The sequence below is a fragment of the Fibrella aquatica genome (genome assembly GCF_041321135.1).
Classification (GTDB): Bacteria; Bacteroidota; Bacteroidia; order Cytophagales; family Spirosomataceae; genus Fibrella; species Fibrella aquatica.
The window spans coordinates 456165-472228 of record NZ_JBGGWF010000002.1 but is presented as its reverse complement, the minus strand read 5'-3'; the positions used below and the strand labels follow the sequence as shown (position 1 = coordinate 472228).

At 49.9% G+C, this 16064-nt stretch carries 12 protein-coding genes; 3 read left to right on the top strand and 9 right to left on the bottom strand.

Annotated elements, in window-relative coordinates; translation table 11 throughout:
* Positions 1 to 23: 23 nt before the first annotated feature.
* The 8 genes from ACAW87_RS05845 to rpe form a co-directional block, all read right to left on the bottom strand.
* Positions 24 to 1415 carry a protoporphyrinogen/coproporphyrinogen oxidase gene (locus ACAW87_RS05845; RefSeq protein WP_370722221.1) on the bottom strand — a complete coding sequence of 464 codons (1392 nt, stop codon included), beginning with the start codon at positions 1413 to 1415 and terminating at the stop codon, positions 24 to 26.
* A 51-nt stretch (positions 1416 to 1466) separates the two neighbouring features.
* Positions 1467 to 2228 (bottom strand): glycosyltransferase family 2 protein, encoded by a 762-nt coding sequence (locus ACAW87_RS05840; RefSeq protein ID WP_370722220.1) that lies wholly within the window; start codon positions 2226 to 2228, stop codon positions 1467 to 1469.
* A gap of 136 nt (positions 2229 to 2364) precedes the next feature.
* Complete coding sequence (locus ACAW87_RS05835) at positions 2365 to 3531, bottom strand: acyltransferase family protein (protein WP_370722219.1); 1167 nt, start codon at positions 3529 to 3531, stop codon at positions 2365 to 2367.
* Between the two features lie 13 nt (positions 3532 to 3544).
* On the bottom strand, positions 3545 to 5311 hold the full coding sequence (locus ACAW87_RS05830) for a DUF2189 domain-containing protein (protein WP_370722218.1): 1767 nt from the start codon (positions 5309 to 5311) through the stop codon (positions 3545 to 3547).
* A 20-nt stretch (positions 5312 to 5331) separates the two neighbouring features.
* Positions 5332 to 7125, bottom strand: a complete 1794-nt coding sequence (locus tag ACAW87_RS05825) for a glycosyltransferase family 39 protein (protein ID WP_370722217.1) — start codon at positions 7123 to 7125, stop codon at positions 5332 to 5334.
* Positions 7126 to 7187: 62 nt separating this feature from the next.
* The gene (locus ACAW87_RS05820) at positions 7188 to 9296 is read right to left on the bottom strand and encodes an OmpA family protein (protein WP_370722216.1); all 2109 of its coding nucleotides are present in this window, start codon (positions 9294 to 9296) and stop codon (positions 7188 to 7190) included.
* Positions 9297 to 9315: 19 nt separating this feature from the next.
* Positions 9316 to 10746 carry an alpha-amylase family glycosyl hydrolase gene (locus tag ACAW87_RS05815; RefSeq protein WP_370722215.1) on the bottom strand — a complete coding sequence of 477 codons (1431 nt, stop codon included), beginning with the start codon at positions 10744 to 10746 and terminating at the stop codon, positions 9316 to 9318.
* 46 nt (positions 10747 to 10792) lie between these two features.
* A complete protein-coding gene (rpe, locus tag ACAW87_RS05810) occupies positions 10793 to 11464 on the bottom strand; it encodes a ribulose-phosphate 3-epimerase (protein WP_370722821.1) in 672 nt (223 codons plus the stop codon).
* A 155-nt stretch (positions 11465 to 11619) separates the two neighbouring features.
* Here rpe and ligA point away from each other — a divergent pair, with 155 nt between their 5' ends.
* Together ligA and dapA are read left to right on the top strand one after the other, a co-directional pair.
* Positions 11620 to 13686 carry an NAD-dependent DNA ligase LigA gene (gene ligA, locus ACAW87_RS05805; protein ID WP_370722214.1) on the top strand — a complete coding sequence of 689 codons (2067 nt, stop codon included), beginning with the start codon at positions 11620 to 11622 and terminating at the stop codon, positions 13684 to 13686.
* A 173-nt stretch (positions 13687 to 13859) separates the two neighbouring features.
* The gene (gene dapA, locus ACAW87_RS05800; protein WP_370722213.1) at positions 13860 to 14756 is read left to right on the top strand and encodes a 4-hydroxy-tetrahydrodipicolinate synthase; all 897 of its coding nucleotides are present in this window, start codon (positions 13860 to 13862) and stop codon (positions 14754 to 14756) included.
* Between the two features lie 38 nt (positions 14757 to 14794).
* Here dapA and ACAW87_RS05795 read toward each other — a convergent pair whose 3' ends face one another.
* Positions 14795 to 15508: a membrane or secreted protein gene (locus ACAW87_RS05795; RefSeq protein WP_370722212.1), complete on the bottom strand. Its 714-nt coding sequence runs from the start codon at positions 15506 to 15508 to the stop codon at positions 14795 to 14797.
* 171 nt (positions 15509 to 15679) lie between these two features.
* Here ACAW87_RS05795 and ACAW87_RS05790 point away from each other — a divergent pair, with 171 nt between their 5' ends.
* Positions 15680 to 16063: an Xre family toxin-antitoxin system antitoxin gene (locus ACAW87_RS05790; RefSeq protein WP_370722211.1), complete on the top strand. Its 384-nt coding sequence runs from the start codon at positions 15680 to 15682 to the stop codon at positions 16061 to 16063.
* The last annotated feature ends 1 nt before the right edge of the window (position 16064 follow it).

Here is a 16064-nt window from a genome sequence, read left to right as displayed (position 1 = left end):
TGCCAACCGCCTGTAGATCAAATCTATTTTCCCCACATGGCGTTAGCCGTTTCGGGAAAGAATATTGTTAATTCAGGTACGTCTGCTACCACTTTGTTCGCCCATTCAACACCCTGCATCAGCGAGTGATCCTGGTTGCTAACCTCGTATTTCCAGGCGCCAAAGCGGCCACGTGATTTAATGCCGAAGGGTTCCAGGGCAGGTAGTACTGCCTTCAGGATGCCATCACGCTCAACCGAAGGTGTTGGATAACCGTATTCAAAAGCCTTGTGGAAAGTAGACACCACATCATCAGCCGATTCGATCAGTTGATCTTCAATTAGGGCTTTAATAGTATCCTCAATCAAGGTTTCCCGGTTCACTGGTTTGGCCGACGACTCGCTGGTTTCGGTCATCAGTGACCAGTATTGCTCGGCGTCAGGTACGTTGTTAGGACTGTAGTTCGAGAATACCGTCACCCGGTAATACGGGCTATTCGATTCTGGGAAGTACATCCAACACATGGTTTCCAGGCTCTTTTTAGGCTTGCCTTTCAGGCCAATACCGACCACGTTGGTCGAAGAATGCTTCAATCCCTGAGCGGTTTCAACTACTTCAGGACTCAGACCTTCTATTTTCCGGGTGAAAATATCGAGGGGTACTGTGCTCAGCAGATGATCGTACGTGATGGTCTCACCGCTAGCCAGAACAATTTTCTTTTCCGGCCCGACCACTTTTTCTACCGTAGCGTTCAGCTTGATCTTGTCACGACCAATCAAATCACCTACAGATTCCCAGATACCACCGGTACCACCCTGTTTAGGGAACTGGAAGGTGCTGTTCGGACCCCATGAGAAGTCGTCCTGATCGAAGAGAATGTTCTTTGTTACCCGGCCTAAATCGGTCACGGCAACGCGTTCTCCCACCCATACGGCGTTCATTTCTTCGGTTGGGTAGGCCCATACCTTGAAATTGTAGGGGAACATAAATGTTTCTCCTAAACCCGGTCCGAAAGTCTGAAGAATCCACTCCCGGAAGTTTTTAGGCTTTTGGGTAGTTGGGTTTTTGTAGACGTGGATAATCCCTTCAAGGCATTTCCACATAGTTTCGGTAGTGAGGTACTTGATGTTGTTCTGGAATGGATACGGAACAAACCGGTTTTCGATCCATACCCACGACTCGCGTTGGTGTTTCAGCCAGCCATCTTCGCCTAATGCCTTTAGCATCAGGTCATCAAAGTACTTATAGTGCGAGAACTGCACGTGGCCGCCCACGTCCCAGGTAAATCCCTTTTCATCGACGAAACTTTTCGATAAGCCTCCGATCCGGTTTTCTTTTTCAAGGACGACAAAGTCTGTGACGCCCAGTTCGTTGAGTCTGTAAGCAGCCCCCAAACCAGTTGGTCCAGAGCCGATTATTACGTATTTAGTGTGCATTTGAGAGAATGAATAAAACGAATTGACAACGGAAAAGTCATTGCCTATAATTTACTGTAAAACAGATTCGGGTTTACGAAGAGCCGCTACTTTGCCGCCCAATTCAAGGCGGAACTGAGCCAGCTCCTTAAAACTTTGAATACATACTTTCAACAAATTCCATTTAAGAATAGACACCGTACCCGTCTGACGCTCTTTGTGGGTAATCGGAATATTAAAGAGGTCGTTACCTGCCTTCCGGGCCATAACCGCCAGAAAAATATTGGGAGCAAAAGGCGTTGGTTTAGGCAATTGATTCAGCAACCGTTTCAGGAAGTTACCGTGTATCAGCCGGAAAGGAATATTACTATCTTTAATATAGGTTCCGTAAATGAGGAAGATGCTAACACGCAGGATTCGGGTAATCACCAACCTGGCGAGAGCATCGTACCGAACCTCACGACAGCCCAGAATAAAGGGTGATTCGTGGCGTTTGGCCCACAATTTCATAAAATCGTCGGTCACAAACTGATCGTCGCTGTCGGTTTGGAACACGTATTCAGAGTCGATGGCAACAGCCTGCCGATAGGCATGTACTACCGCATTCCCATGCCCTCCGTTAGGCTGGTGAACGACAATCAGCTTAGGGTAATTTGGTTTGATCCGATCGAGTATAGCACCCGTTTTATCTTTAGATCCGTCGTTAACGACAATCAGCCGTGTGGATTCTGTAGGGAACTGCTGGTCTAACAGGGTTGTCCACAGGTTTACAACGTCTTCGATACAGGCTTCCTCGTTGTAGGCCGGCATGACAATCGATAACAATACGCTCATGAAAGTTGGTTGGTCAATAGGTGCTGAATGATGGAAAACAGCGTGCAAGTGTCACTATGCTATAAACTACACAAAGATAGGTATTTGTTTGGCCCACTCACCTTTGCAGCGATGCGGGTTAGGCAGTGGACTTACATTAATACGCGAATCGATCTTTTAATCGATTAACTGGTTTTTCGATCAGGAACCAAGACAGCGTTGCCAGACTCACGGTTATCAGGAAAAAGTACACAAACTGAAAAGCAAACGTGGTATTCAGCATCGGAATCCAATCGGTAATCTTTCGCCATACACGTAATACAATGTGCGATTGAGGCGTGTGGTACGCATTGTAGATGAAGTTATGGTACAAATAGAGTCCGTAACTGATCTGACCTAAATACTGACTGTAGGGATGTTCCAACAGTGCTTTCATTGGTCCATTAAAGCCTACGATCGCTTTACCGATCAGAAAAAAACCGATAAAAGAGGCCGCTAGCCGCTCCCATACATGAACATACACGTTGAACGATTGATGCTCGACGAGCGGATTCTGAGCAGCATATGATTTTGATGCCCATATGATAAGTCCCAACGCAGCGATACTCAAAATGAGCCCAATCGACGAACTGAACAGAGCATCGAACCGGGGGCGATGATACAGCCATAACCAGGCCATAGCCAGCCCTAGCCCGAACGCATCCAGACAAGTCGGCATTGAGACGTATCCAACAAACCAGGGGTCACCATGAATCATCAATCCGTAGCGGAGCGCTACGCTACCGATCAGCATGATCAGTGCGGTGGGCATTACCCAATTGCGCGGCAGGAGAAAAAGCAACATGGGCATAAACAGATAAACCTGTTCTTCTACGGCGAGTGACCAGAGGTGATCAACCGTGCCCATCCAGGTGGCGTAGCGGGCAATATAAATATTACTGGCGTAAAGCGACAGCCACCCTATGGTGCGCCGAACTGGCGGCTCATTCAGCAGGTACAGCACAAACAGGGTCAGGTAATAGATCGGGAAGATGCGGAGTGTACGCCGGATGTAAAATGTTTTCAGGTATCCGCCCAGGTACGTTGTTTTGGGTTGTGGTAGTTTGTCTTTCCCGGCCAGTAAAATGCGTGAGATCAGAAAACCACTTAAAACAAAAAAGATGGTTACACCCAGTGAGCCAAGCGGAAAAGTGAGTGAAGCCGGGAGTTGTTCGGCGGTCCAGTGATCGAAAAGTACAAGGGCTACGGCCAAAAATCGGACACCATCCAGTTGGGTAAGGTGGCCCAGGGTAGGGCGGGTAGCTGTCTTCGGAGAGGTTGTCATTACGTTTGTTGATCTACCAGTTTTTGGCCGGACCGGTACTGAGTTGATGGGGTGCGGCGGTGAGCAACTGGTTAGTAGGCCTTACAATTCCCTGAGGCCGATCGGGGCTATACGTCACTACGGCTACCTCATACGTACCTGCGTCGATCTCGTTGTCAGGAATAATCACATCGAGGGGTTGGTTCGCCGTGTAGAGCGGGAGCAGGTTTACCAACACGCGCCAATGCCGACGGGGTTGCGGAAGCGCGCCAAACAAATAGGTACGTTTAGCCGATCGCAACAGCACGTTCACACCCATATCGGGCCGACCTAATGTAGGAAGAAGCGCACCCGTTTGTGCATCTATGCCAAGTCGGATTGTGTAGATCCGTCCCGATTTATACACCGTGTCGATGGGGAAAGGCATCTCATTACTGGGTGTGAAAAAACGGGGCAACGTAGCGTCGTAAAAAGCTGGTGCATTGTCGATCAGGCGGCGAGTGGTGTCATCAATAGTCGATACGGGTTGGCCGGTAGTATAGGTCCAGTTGTACTGGCTGGTCAGTAACATTTTCCGGAGGGAAATGCTCTCGTGTGTGTTGAGTCGGAAGGCGCTCCACCACAGTAATCCACTGGCACCAAGCCCCAAAATGGCGAGAATCCAGGCTTGTTTAAGCGAAAAACGGTTACTAATATAATGACTTGATAACCAGTAAGCATACGTCAAAGCTAACAGTGTTAGGGAGTAGATTCGATAGCGACTTGTTAGTAGCATGTCATGCCCGTAGCCGTAGCGTCCCCAAACCACAACTAGCGCTGTACCAACCAGAAAAGCCAACGCGCCAAAACTGAATGCCTGCACCCTTGTCCAGGCAATTTTTTGGCGAATAGCGGGTACTGATCGCGCAACATCAACCACCCAGAAAAGGAGTAATGCCCCGCCTAGTAGGGTGCTGTAGAAGTAGGGTTTCGTGGTTGGCAACGCCTCGACAGCGGCCCCCAGAAAGGCCAGACAGCCCCCGATTAATTCGAGTAAGCTACCCCTGGTAGGCGGGTGCGTAGTTGGCTGTACGTAATCGCCGAAGTAAACGGCAATTAGAAGAACAGCAGCAATGCTCCAGGGAGTCAACACTGCAAATCGACGTTGGGCGAGCAGCAGCACAAGGCCGATAGGCCAGACTAAAAAACCGTTGCCGCTCACCAACGTCGCAATCATGGCCAGACCAATGGCCCAGCCAATTTGGTGCCGGTGTGAGAGGGCATACAAAGAGGCCAAAGACCAAACGACAATGGAGAAATTCTGGATGGATGACAGTGCCCAATACAGGTTTTCCCATTGTGCCAGCGAAATGATGAGCAGGGCTACAGGGGGGACAAACAAATACCATTGTTTGATGTGCTGTCTTAAGAATACCCCAAACAGCGCAACCAATGCAAGCAAGCTCAGGTCGCCGTACACCATCAGGCGTTTGAAACTGAGTTTGCCAAAGACGGTATAATCGGCCCAGGTGAGCAGACGGTCGTAGGCAATCCGGTGTTCATTGTGTTGCTTAACCACCTGATTGAACCAGCCGAGCGGCGAGGTTTCGTGTTCAAGAGAAATCAGAAACATTTTCAGGGCGTGATCGTCCCATTTGGGTACGTTCACGGCGGCACTCGACCAGGCCCATGCCACCGCGCCGATGGGAAGGGCCGTGAAAATGACCGCATAGAGCCAGCCTATCCAGTGCGGGGCACTGGACTTTTGTGCTGTAGAAAAAACAGCGGGTTGGTTTGGCTGACGGTGTTGTGTAAACGACATGAACGCTAATGGGACGGCCTTTAGTACCGGTAAGTCTGACCTTTAAAATCAAAGATAAGCACGCGCTGCCCGGTTTTCCCCTTTACCAGCCAAATACGGTCCGACTGGGTAGTGTCCATGCGTTGGTAATAGCGGGCGTCTCTGGGCAGGTACAGGTTTGTCATCTGCGCATCCTTGATCGAGAAAGGCCAGTAGGTTTTCTCGATTTCGTCGGCGGGTTTTAAACGAATAGCAGGGTAAAGAATGGTATCACCCGGCGCATATTGTTGCTTGATAGATGAGGCCGCTGTCATGTATGGGTTTTTGATTCTTGGGACGCCAAATTGGGTGTATTTAGGTGCCCGATCATCCAGAATGCGTTTGTTGAGGGCTAGAATGTAGTAGCCCTGTACCAGAGTCACTACCCCTAGTGTCCATTGCAGGTAGCGTGGCATACGGAGTAGCTGATCAAACAGCATACCGAGCAGGATAAGCGCGTAAGGAAACGAGAAACTGGTGTAGCGCTGTGTGATGCCATAAGTATGGTCGTTTTTGAAAGCCATAGCCAGCAAAAACAGCGTTGGTGTCACCAGTAGCATGCCCATCAATACGATAAATCGGCGTTGCTCGGGCTGCTTGTACTGCCCGATTGCCTGATACAGTACGTAGCCAAACAGCGGTATGGCGGCGAGAACAACCTGTTGCCCCGTTTTGATGGTGGCAATAAGCAATACGCCGCTGAGCAGGACAGGAACGGCTACCGGTAACCAGACTGGCACTGTAACGGCACGCCGATAACGCCAGACCAGGGCCAGCGCACTGATACCGGCCAGTAAGCCAACCACCGTATTGCGTCGGCCCAGTGCGTCGAGGGTAAGTCCGTTGGTGAGCCAGAAGAGGTCGGCAAAAACGGGTAATGCCATCTTCAGCACGTTGGGTACCGTGCCGGGCAGCATAAAGCCAAATCCATTGTTTACTGGGTTAGTATAGGCCAGATTGCGGTAAAACTGAGCCTGATAAGCCATAGTCATGAATATGTACTTCCCGCCGCCGATGGTAAACCAGGGGAGAAGCAAGACAACGGTGGCTATCAGCCACGTAAGGCCAAGGGCCAAGTACGTTTTCAGCTCACGGATGTAGAAGAGCAGGTAAAGCCCGTGGGCCACGAACACCATCGCGCCCAGACTATGCCCTAAAATGGTCATGGCATACGTCAGGCCATAGGCGACATACATACCCCAGGGATGTTTGCCTGCCGACCGTCGTTCCAGAATGAGTAGAAATAGGTACGTTGACAGCAGCGAGACGAAGATCGTCATGCTATAGCTACGGGCCACGTGGGCATAAGCAACAAAAAATGGTTCGGTGGCGGCGAGGGCGGCGCTAAAGAGTCCAACGCGTTCAGAGCCTGTATAGCGAACGGCGAGCAGGTACGTTAGCACCACAACGCCCATGCTGAAGATGACAGAAAGAAAACGGGTTGAATAGTCGCCGATGCCAAAGAGTTCAATCCAGAGGGCCAGCAGACCGGTATAGGCCGGACTGTTGCTGATGTCGCTGCGAATAATGGCCTCGTTATAGTCGGCCAGCGTTTTGGGCTTCCAGAATTCGGCGGGTGTAAAATACGTTTTGCCGGGGGTGAAGAATACGTCTTTCTGATTGGCTCCTTCCTGTACTACACCCTGCGTGCATACCAGCGTAAATTTTTCATCGAGAAAGATACCGTGGGCATCCAGCTTATAAATGCGGAGCGCAAAGGCAACCAGCAAAATCAGGGAGAGAATAAGCAGGGTACTCCGGGAAGCAGAAACGGGGCCGGTTTGGCGAAAATTCATGGGTGATCATAGCCCGCAGGCATCGGGGGATAGCTGCAAAGTTAAACCAACCCCCCGCTAACTTACAACGTCAGTATAGTGAATTCTACCCGCCGGTTCAGTTTTCGCTTCTCTTCCGATTCGTTACTGGCAATGGGTTTACTAGGGCCCCACGCTTTGGTTTGAATGCGGGATTCACTCACTCCTTTCGCGCTAAGGTATTGTTTCACACGAAGAACCCGATCTTCTGCCAGCTTCATGTTCAGGTTCCACTCGCCCTGATTATCCGTATGGCCTTCCACTAAAATAGACATGGTCGGGTATTGCCCCAGCAGTGCTGTGAGCTGATCCAGTTCGGCTTCTGATCCGGGAAGTAAGTCAGCTTCACTCTGTTTGAAAAGCACGCCGCGCAAGATCACTTTTGCGCCCATTTGAATGGGCATTACGTATAAATTGCGCCGGATATCGCGGAATCGTTTGTCCCGGGTCAGATCAATGGTTTCGGAAATAGGGAAGTAGCCGTCTTTACGAGCCGAGAGCTTGTAGGCTTTTTGCGTAGGCAAAACCATCTTGTATTCGCCTGTTTCGGGGTCATACTCTACCTTGCTGAATTCCTTGTCTGTGTCTAGTAATCCCGACACAACATCGGTAGGTACCGGTTTCTTGCTAATGGCATCGAGTACTTGTCCCGAAACAATGGCTACGGGCTCCGGGCGGATAGCCGGATAGAGTTTTACCCGGAAAATATCGTCTTCGCCCAATGAGTTAGCGCGTGAACTCAAATAAGCATAATCGCCCGATGCAGGTATGGTAAAATAGCCATCCCATTCCGGGGTATTTACGGCAGGGCCGAGATTTTCGGGTGTCGACCAGTTGGTCCAGGTGTCGTCTAAACGGCGGGTAACGAAAATGTCACCATCGCCAAATCCAGGATGGCCTTCTGAGGTGAAGTAAAGGGTTCGGTTATCAACGGCAATGAATGGGGCACTTTCTTCGGCGGCTGTATTCACAACGGCTCCCAGTGATGTTGGCTCGCTCCATGTAAAATCGGGTTGACGAAACGATACGTATAAATCTCGATCTCCCTCCGTTTCTTTACGCTGAAGGGCCAGGAGCATGATTGTTCCTTCTGGCGAGACGCTAAACTCCATCTTGGGGTAGCTCTCTTTTTCTTTCTTTTCCCCGTTTGTTGTTGGCGTTGGCTGTCGGGTGTAATTATTAGTTATTTTACATTCGCGGGGAAAGGACCAGCCGCCTTTTGAAAAGGTCGATTTCGACACGCCGAAATCCTGACTGCCGTCGGGTTTGTTTACGTTGAGTAGGAAAATGGTCTTTCCATCGGGCGAAATACTACTGATGGCGTTGTTACCAGCGTTGTTGATAGGTGCCCCAATGTTCTTGGCCTCGCCCCATGTTCGGTCTGCGTTCAGGGTGGCGTACCATACATCCTGATTTTTGGCACTCCCTATATTGTCTTTGTGGACCCGGGTGAGGTAAATTGTTTTGCCATCGGGTGCGATTACGGGAGCTACTTCCTGACTTGGGGAGTTGATGGATTTTCCCAGATTTTCTTTTTCCAGGTTTTTGGGCGTGTTCGCAGCTACAGTCACACTGATAACGACGGGCTTTTCGGCAGATGTGATGCCAATGGCGTCAATCTGGTTCATGCCTTTTGTACGGCTGGGGTTCAACACCACTTTTACTTGCTGACCTACCAGCGAACTGTCTGCCAGAATAATCCGAAGCATCGGGTCGATCGTTTTGTCGGTAGCCCGTATACCCGCCTGTTTCTCTGAAAAAATGACATGCTCCTGATTTTTGGTGTCGTACACGATCACGCGCACAATTGCCCCCGGATTACCTGATTCGGCTACCAGCACCTGACGAATGGCCTGCGGTTTGGCCATGGCCACGGTGATATATTCCTCCGTGTTTCCGTCGACATTGGCTGGTGCCCAGGCGCAGGGGTTGCTGCTCACCACTTGCAGCATATTGGGTGGACCCAGCACCTGCGAGGCTTTCATCTGCTTACCGCCGCCTTCTCCTTTTCCTTCCGACGATACGCCAACAACTCGGTTTGCCCATTGGATAGACTGACCTTGTCCTGCCATAGGCAACAATAGCCAGAGCAGACATAGCCAGCGTTTACTTGTCTGAAAGAGGTACGGAGGATGCGAGTCGATCAGGTACATAAGTTGATGAATAGGCCAGTTAGTTGGTCATTACGTGGTATTCCCATGGCTTGAGGGTCATGGTCATCCCTGTTTTCAGCTCAACGGGTTTGTGTTCGAACACGTCAGTATATAGCCCGGCGTAACCCTCGCCAGTCAGTCGAATGGTCTGTAACTGGTTGCTTAGGTTTGCTATGACAATAACCTGATCGTTATCGCGCTGGCGGTGAAAAGCGTATACCTGAGCGTCTCGACCGGTCGGAATTTTAACCAGTTCACCACCCTCATTGCCATTCCAGAGGGCTCTGTTACGGTGTTTAAGCGTCAGCAATGATTTGTAGAAGGTTGTTTCGCTGTAGGTGCCCCAGTCGATGGGATCTTTCTCGAAAAATTGCAATCGGCGGTTCAGCCCCGACTCCATACCGTTGTAGACCAATGGCATGCCGCCAATGGTGCTTGTCAGTGCCACAAAGGCCTTGGCTCCTGGACCGAATGATTCGGTCAGGGTACCATTCCAGGCGTTTTCGTCGTGATTTTGCGTAAACTGCATCTGGTAGGCCCATTCTGGATATTCCTGTTTCCGCTTGGCTAGCAGTGAGTCAATCTCAGTCGCTTTTGCTTTGCCTTTAGCAATATTTTTCAGCAGTGTGTGCATGGCCCAGCCGTAGTTCATGTTGAAGCAGGAACGAAACAGAGCGGGGTCTCCTTCCCATTCTCCCAGCATAAATACAGGCTTGATTTTGTCGAGCGAAAGTCGGGCCTCCTGCCAGAAGTTATCGGGTACCAGACTGGCTACATCCATGCGGTACCCATCAATATCGGCTTCACGTACCCAGAAACTCATAGCATCGATCATTGCAGTCCGCATATCGGGGTTGTTGTAGTTTAAATCCACCACATCATCCCAACCGGTTGGCTTCCCATTTTCATCAACGGGCGATGTCATTTTGCCCTTTTCCATCGTATACCAGTCTGGATGCTGTTTTACCCACATATGATCCCATGCCGTGTGGTTGGGTACGTAATCTAGAATGACACGCATACCCAAGTCATGGGCTCGTTGAACCAGATGTTTGAGGTCTTCGAACGTGCCGTAGTCTGGATTTACCGATTTATAGTCGGCTACGGAATAAGGGCTTCCGAGTGTTCCCTTCCTGTGTTCTTTGCCTATCGGGTAAATCGGCATTAGCCAGATTACATCAACACCAAGTTCCTTTAGACGGGGTAACTGGGTTTCAACGCTCAACAAGTCACCTTTAGCCGAAAACTGGCGTACGTTTACCTCATATATTGTTGCGTTTTTGGTCCATTCCGGAACGGATAACGGCGTTGCTGTTTGGGCCGTTGTATCTGTTCCTGTATTCAGGGTTAATGAGGCAGTCTGGGCTTCTGTCTGCTGCGAGTTGGTTTTACAACCGCCGACTGTAAATAGTAGCAGAAGTATGGCCAGGTGAATACTAGTTCGTTTCATAGGTGTTTTTCGATACGGTGGCCCCATTTGGGGAGATGAACAGTGATTAGGCTAGTCCAGGTGCGGGCCGCTCTTTGAGCCGTTGAATAGCCAGCATTGGATCGTCAGCACCAAACACCGCGGTGCCAGCCACCGCATAATCTGTACCAGCCGCAATCACCGCGCCAATCGTTTTCACGTCAACGCCGCCGTCAACGCCAATTAGGGCGGAACTGCCAGCTTCGGCGAGTAGTCGACGCATTTTCTGAATTTTGGGAATCGAGAGTGGTAGTAATTTTTGGCCGCCAAAACCCGGGTTTATCGTCATAATCAGCACCTGATCAAAGACATCGGTGAGGTCAACCAGTACGTCAACGGGAGTTTGCATATTCAGGGCTACACCCGCTTTGCATCCGGCTTCTCTGATTTGGGTGAGGGTGCGGTGCAGGTGCGTACAAGCCTCGTAGTGAACCGTAATGGCGGTGGCCCCTGCTTTGGCAAAGTCATCGACATATCGTTCTGGTTGAACAATCATCAAGTGAACGTCGAGGGGTTTGGTGGCATGCCGTTGCACGGCTTCTAAAACCGGAAAACCAAAGGAGATATTGGGGACAAAAACGCCATCCATCACATCAATATGAAACCAGTCGGCGTCGCTGCGGTTAATCAGTTCAACATCGCGTTGTAAATTGGCAAAATCTGCGGCCAGTATAGACGGAGCCAGTAGAATATCGGTCATCATAAACTCATAAGCACACCTACTTGAGACTAGCGGGTTTGCGGACTGTAAAGCTAAGTCTGGAAAACTAATTTTTTGCCAGAATGGCTAAACCCTGCCATCTTCGTAATTCATTTCTAAACGGTCATTCTTTGACTGCTATTGCCTCTTTATCCATGTCTCCACAAGACCGTATTCAGGAGCTGACCACCCAGCTCAATTACTACAACGATCAGTATTACCAACACAGTCAGTCGGTTGTCGATGATTTTACCTTCGATGCGCTGCTGACTGAACTCCAACTGCTGGAAAAGCAACATCCCGAACTAACTCTTCCTGATTCGCCAACGCTTCGTGTGGGTGGGACAATTAGTAAAGATTTTGCGACGGTGTACCATCGTTTTCCTATGCTCTCGCTGGGGAATACGTACTCCGAAGCTGACCTGACCGAATTTGACGCCCGGGTACGCAAAGGGCTTAATGGTGAATCTTTCGAGTACATCTGTGAACAGAAGTTCGACGGAGTGGCGCTTAGCATGACCTATCAGAACGGATTACTGGTGCAGGGAGCTACGCGTGGCGACGGTGTTCGTGGCGATGATATCACCAATAATATCCGTACCATCCGAACGGTTCCGCTTCGTATCGCTACCGATTTTCCCCCGCTGTTTGAGGTGCGTGGCGAAGGCTTTTTGCCCTTAGCCGAGTTTGAACGGATCAACAAAGAACGGGAAGACATTGGTGAACCGCTCTTGGCTAACCCGAGAAACGCGGCTTCAGGTACGTTCAAACAGCAGGATTCAGGCGCGGTTGCTAAGCGTGGGCTCGATTGTTATATCTATTCTTTCCTGGCCGACGATAACCTGTTCCATACGCACGAAGAAAGCCTGGTGCAGATGGTTAAGTGGGGATTTAACGTGTCCCCGACCTGGAAAAAGTGTGCTGATATAGAAGCTGTTATGGCCTATATCGCTGAGTGGGAAACCAAACGATTTACATTGCCGCTCAATACCGACGGCATTGTTATCAAGGTGAATCGATACGATCAGCAGCGCGAACTGGGATTCACCGCTAAAAGTCCGCGCTGGGCGATCGCCTATAAATACAAGACCTTAGCTGCATCAACTACGCTCAACTACGTTAGCTATCAGGTGGGGCGTACCGGGGCTGTTACCCCTGTTGCACACTTGTCGCCAGTGTTACTGGCTGGTACGGTGGTGAAGCGGGCGTCGCTCCATAATGCCAATGAGATTGCCCGGCTCGGTATTATGCTCGGCGATACTGTTTTTGTGGAGAAAGGAGGGGAGATTATTCCGAAAGTAACAGGAGTTGATCTTAGTAAACGAACGGAAGCGGTTCGCCCCATCGAGTACCCAACGCATTGCCCGGCCTGTGGTACCGAACTGATTCGGCGCGAAAAAGAAGCCCACTTCTATTGTACGAACGAAAAGCATTGTCCGCCCCAACGTCAGGCTCGGTTTGAGCATTTTATTCAACGGCGGGCCATGAATATCGAAAGTCTGGGTGAAGGCAAGATTGAATTACTCATTGAGCGCGGCCTGGTGGAAACCCCAGCTGACCTATATGACCTGACCAGTGAGAAACTATTGGGCCTGCAACGAACGTACCCAGCCAGTCCGATTGTCCATGACGATGGGAGCGAGGAACCGGGTAAAGTGCGTACCGTGAAATTTGGCCAGAAAACTGTCGATAATATTCTGTCGGCTATTGAAAAAACAAAGTCACAGTCATTTGCCAATGTTCTGTTTGCGCTGGGAATCAGGTACGTTGGCAACACGACTGCTGTTAGGCTGGTCGACTATTTCGGGTCTATTGATGCTCTGATGGCGGCAACGCTGGAAACGCTTTCTGCCGTTCCCGACGTAGGGCCACGCATTGCCGAAAGTGCTTTCCTGTGGTTTCAGGATGAGGAAAACAAACGGTATATCGAACGGCTCCGGGCGGCAGGATTACCATTTGTCTCAGAAAAAAAAGAGGTTGCCCAAGAGAGTGAGTCGCTGGCTGGAAAAACGTTTCTCTACACAGGTACATTCGCTAATTTCAGTAGGGAGGCTCTCGAAGAACGCATCGCTGCCAACGGTGGCCGATTGTTGAGTGGGGTATCGAAGAAGCTGAATTACTTGATCGTTGGTGAAAACGCCGGCCCGTCTAAAGTTCAGAAAGCACAACAACTTAACGTACCTCAACTCAGCGAAGACGAATTCATTGCCATGCTTGGATAAGTTTCAAGTTTAGGGTTCCAGGTTTCAAGCAGTCCGCCGTTGCGATGCGCTGCTTTGGGAAGATACGGTTTAACAGCGAAGCACCGCAATGGCGAACCGTTTGAAACCTGGAACCTAAAACTTGAAACTTATAACTGTTATCTTTGTAGAGGCCATATGCCTATTCTCTGCTCATGCACACACAGTTTCACGGTGTGGGTGTTGCCATCGTAACACCTTTCAATGCGGACCATTCCATCGACTTCGATGGTTTTGGCCGGGTAATAAACCACGTCTCAGAAGGGGGCGTGCGCTACTTTGTGCTTCAGGGCACCACGGGTGAGTCGCCCACGGTGACCAAAGCCGAAAAACGGCAGCTACTTCAATATCTTAAAGAGAACAATCCGCGCAATCTGCCTATCGTTTTTGGGGTTGGAGGCAACGTGACATCAGACGTTGTTGCCGGCATGAAGGATATTGATTTTGACGGGGTTGATGCCATTTTGTCGGTTTGTCCGTACTATAATAAGCCCGGCAAACGTGGTGTAATAGAGCATTTTACGCGCGTGGCCGATGCCAGCCCGGTGCCGGTTATTCTGTACAATATTCCGTTTCGGACGGGGATCAATATGTCGGCCGAAACGATTGTTGAACTGGCTCAGCACCCCAACATTATCGGTGTTAAGGAGGCATCGTGCGTGATTGAGCAATGCATGGAAATTGCGCGCGACAAGCCAGAGGACTTTCTGCTTATTTCGGGCGATGACGTGCAGGGTGTACCCATTATCAGTATTGGTGGAGTAGGGGTGATGTCGGTAGTTGCCAATGCTTTTCCAGCCCGTTTCTGCGGCGTAATCGACGCTGCTCTGCAGGGCGATTTCCGTACAGCAGGTCGCGAATTAGGCCATTTTCTGCGCATTGATCCACTACTCTACGAAGAAGGTAATCCGGTGGGCGTTAAGAAAATCCTGGAAATTATTGGTCTGATCGAGTCTGATGTGCGTTTGCCTCTGATGAAAGCATCAGACGAATTAGGCGAACGAATGAAGCTGGTGCTTCAGCAAGATAAATTTATGGAAGTAGCTGTGTAGCAGCTTTCGGGAGTCGGGTAGGGGAGATTATCATATCGTTACTTCTCCCGACTCCATACTTCGTTTACAACACCGCCGGTCGAACTTTTTCCGGTATGTTGCCAATCATCGCCGGTAAGGTTTACCGTAAACGTGAGCGAACGGCCCACGCGGCTATTATCGCGTGAAAAAAAATCGATTGTTTCGGTATACTGATCACCTTCTTTCAGGTACGTTCCGCCGCCAGTGCCCATAAACTGCTTCGTTTGCGGATTTATGGCTGCCCATTGAAACCTGCTTCTAGTTAATAATTTAATGGTTTTTCGAGGGCCTGCCTGCATGGTTGTTCGTTGCCCGGTTTCATTTACCCGGCCCGTAATGCGCCATAGTCCGGCCATTGGCGTCGATGAGGTTGGCTCATCCAACCGAGAAAAAACCTGCTTTCCTGCCGGTCCATCCAGCGTTAGTTGTCGGTTATTTATAGCAATGTTGTAAGTTTCGACCTGCCCCACGCGGCCACTGTCTTTGGTGTCAAATTCTACGGTTATTGAAAGTTTGCCGCCATTACGTTTCCAGGCACCACCACGGGTAGCTATAAATTGATTGGCAGTATAGGTAGTCTGCATCAGATAGTTGGCTACGATAGTGACAATGGTAGACTGACCCGACCTATCAGTTAATTGCCAGGCTCCGTCAACATCGCTTTTAGATTGGCTAAATCCTGAAATACAAACGGTTAGCACGAGCAGACATATGTAAAGTGGTTGCCTCATGGTGAAATTTAGTTGGGGTTTGGCTCAATAACGAATAGACCTGCCGTATTGTTGGTGGCTCAGCAATGGGAGTGCGTCTTAACGTACCTGAACATTTAGACAAAATTCTGTGTTTGACAGACAAATGTCTATATTGGATGCTTTAACATCCAACGTCCACTATTCGAATATATGAATATTCAGGATCGAAACCGGTTAGTACTTGCCGCCTTGCGGGGAGTGCCGGCGTTGTTGTTTTTTGAGGTAGCCGACCAAACTGGTTATCGGCGCGAACAGGTAGCTGAAGTTTTTGATACGTCACTGAAAACGTTTCAACGTTATCAGCGGGAAAGTCGCTCCTTAAATCCGCAGGATAGTGAGAAGGTGCTTAAGATTCAGGCACTTTTCAATCGGGGAGGCGATGTTTTTGGTTCTGGTGAAGCCTTTCGTCGCTGGATGGATAAACCTGCTTTTGGGCTAGGTGGGCAGATACCCTTTGCACTGCTACATACCTCTGGTGGTATTGACCTCATTATGGACGAACTTATCCGTATCGACTACGGTGATCTGGCCTAAG

Excerpts from the sequence above, each read along its gene's own strand:
- ACAW87_RS05795 (WP_370722212.1), bottom strand. The coding sequence starts at position 15,508 with ATGAGGCAACCACTTTACATATGTCTGCTCGTGCTAACCGTTTGTATT.
- ACAW87_RS05835 (WP_370722219.1), bottom strand. The coding sequence starts at position 3,531 with ATGACAACCTCTCCGAAGACAGCTACCCGCCCTACCCTGGGCCACCTT.
- ACAW87_RS05815 (WP_370722215.1), bottom strand. The coding sequence starts at position 10,746 with ATGAAACGAACTAGTATTCACCTGGCCATACTTCTGCTACTATTTACA.
- ACAW87_RS05820 (WP_370722216.1), bottom strand. The coding sequence starts at position 9,296 with ATGTACCTGATCGACTCGCATCCTCCGTACCTCTTTCAGACAAGTAAA.
- ACAW87_RS05790 (WP_370722211.1), top strand. The coding sequence starts at position 15,680 with ATGAATATTCAGGATCGAAACCGGTTAGTACTTGCCGCCTTGCGGGGA.
- ACAW87_RS05845 (WP_370722221.1), bottom strand. The coding sequence starts at position 1,415 with ATGCACACTAAATACGTAATAATCGGCTCTGGACCAACTGGTTTGGGG.
- ACAW87_RS05840 (WP_370722220.1), bottom strand. The coding sequence starts at position 2,228 with ATGAGCGTATTGTTATCGATTGTCATGCCGGCCTACAACGAGGAAGCC.
- ACAW87_RS05830 (WP_370722218.1), bottom strand. The coding sequence starts at position 5,311 with ATGTCGTTTACACAACACCGTCAGCCAAACCAACCCGCTGTTTTTTCT.
- dapA (WP_370722213.1), top strand. The coding sequence starts at position 13,860 with ATGCACACACAGTTTCACGGTGTGGGTGTTGCCATCGTAACACCTTTC.
- ligA (WP_370722214.1), top strand. The coding sequence starts at position 11,620 with ATGTCTCCACAAGACCGTATTCAGGAGCTGACCACCCAGCTCAATTAC.
- rpe (WP_370722821.1), bottom strand. The coding sequence starts at position 11,464 with ATGACCGATATTCTACTGGCTCCGTCTATACTGGCCGCAGATTTTGCC.
- ACAW87_RS05825 (WP_370722217.1), bottom strand. The coding sequence starts at position 7,125 with ATGAATTTTCGCCAAACCGGCCCCGTTTCTGCTTCCCGGAGTACCCTG.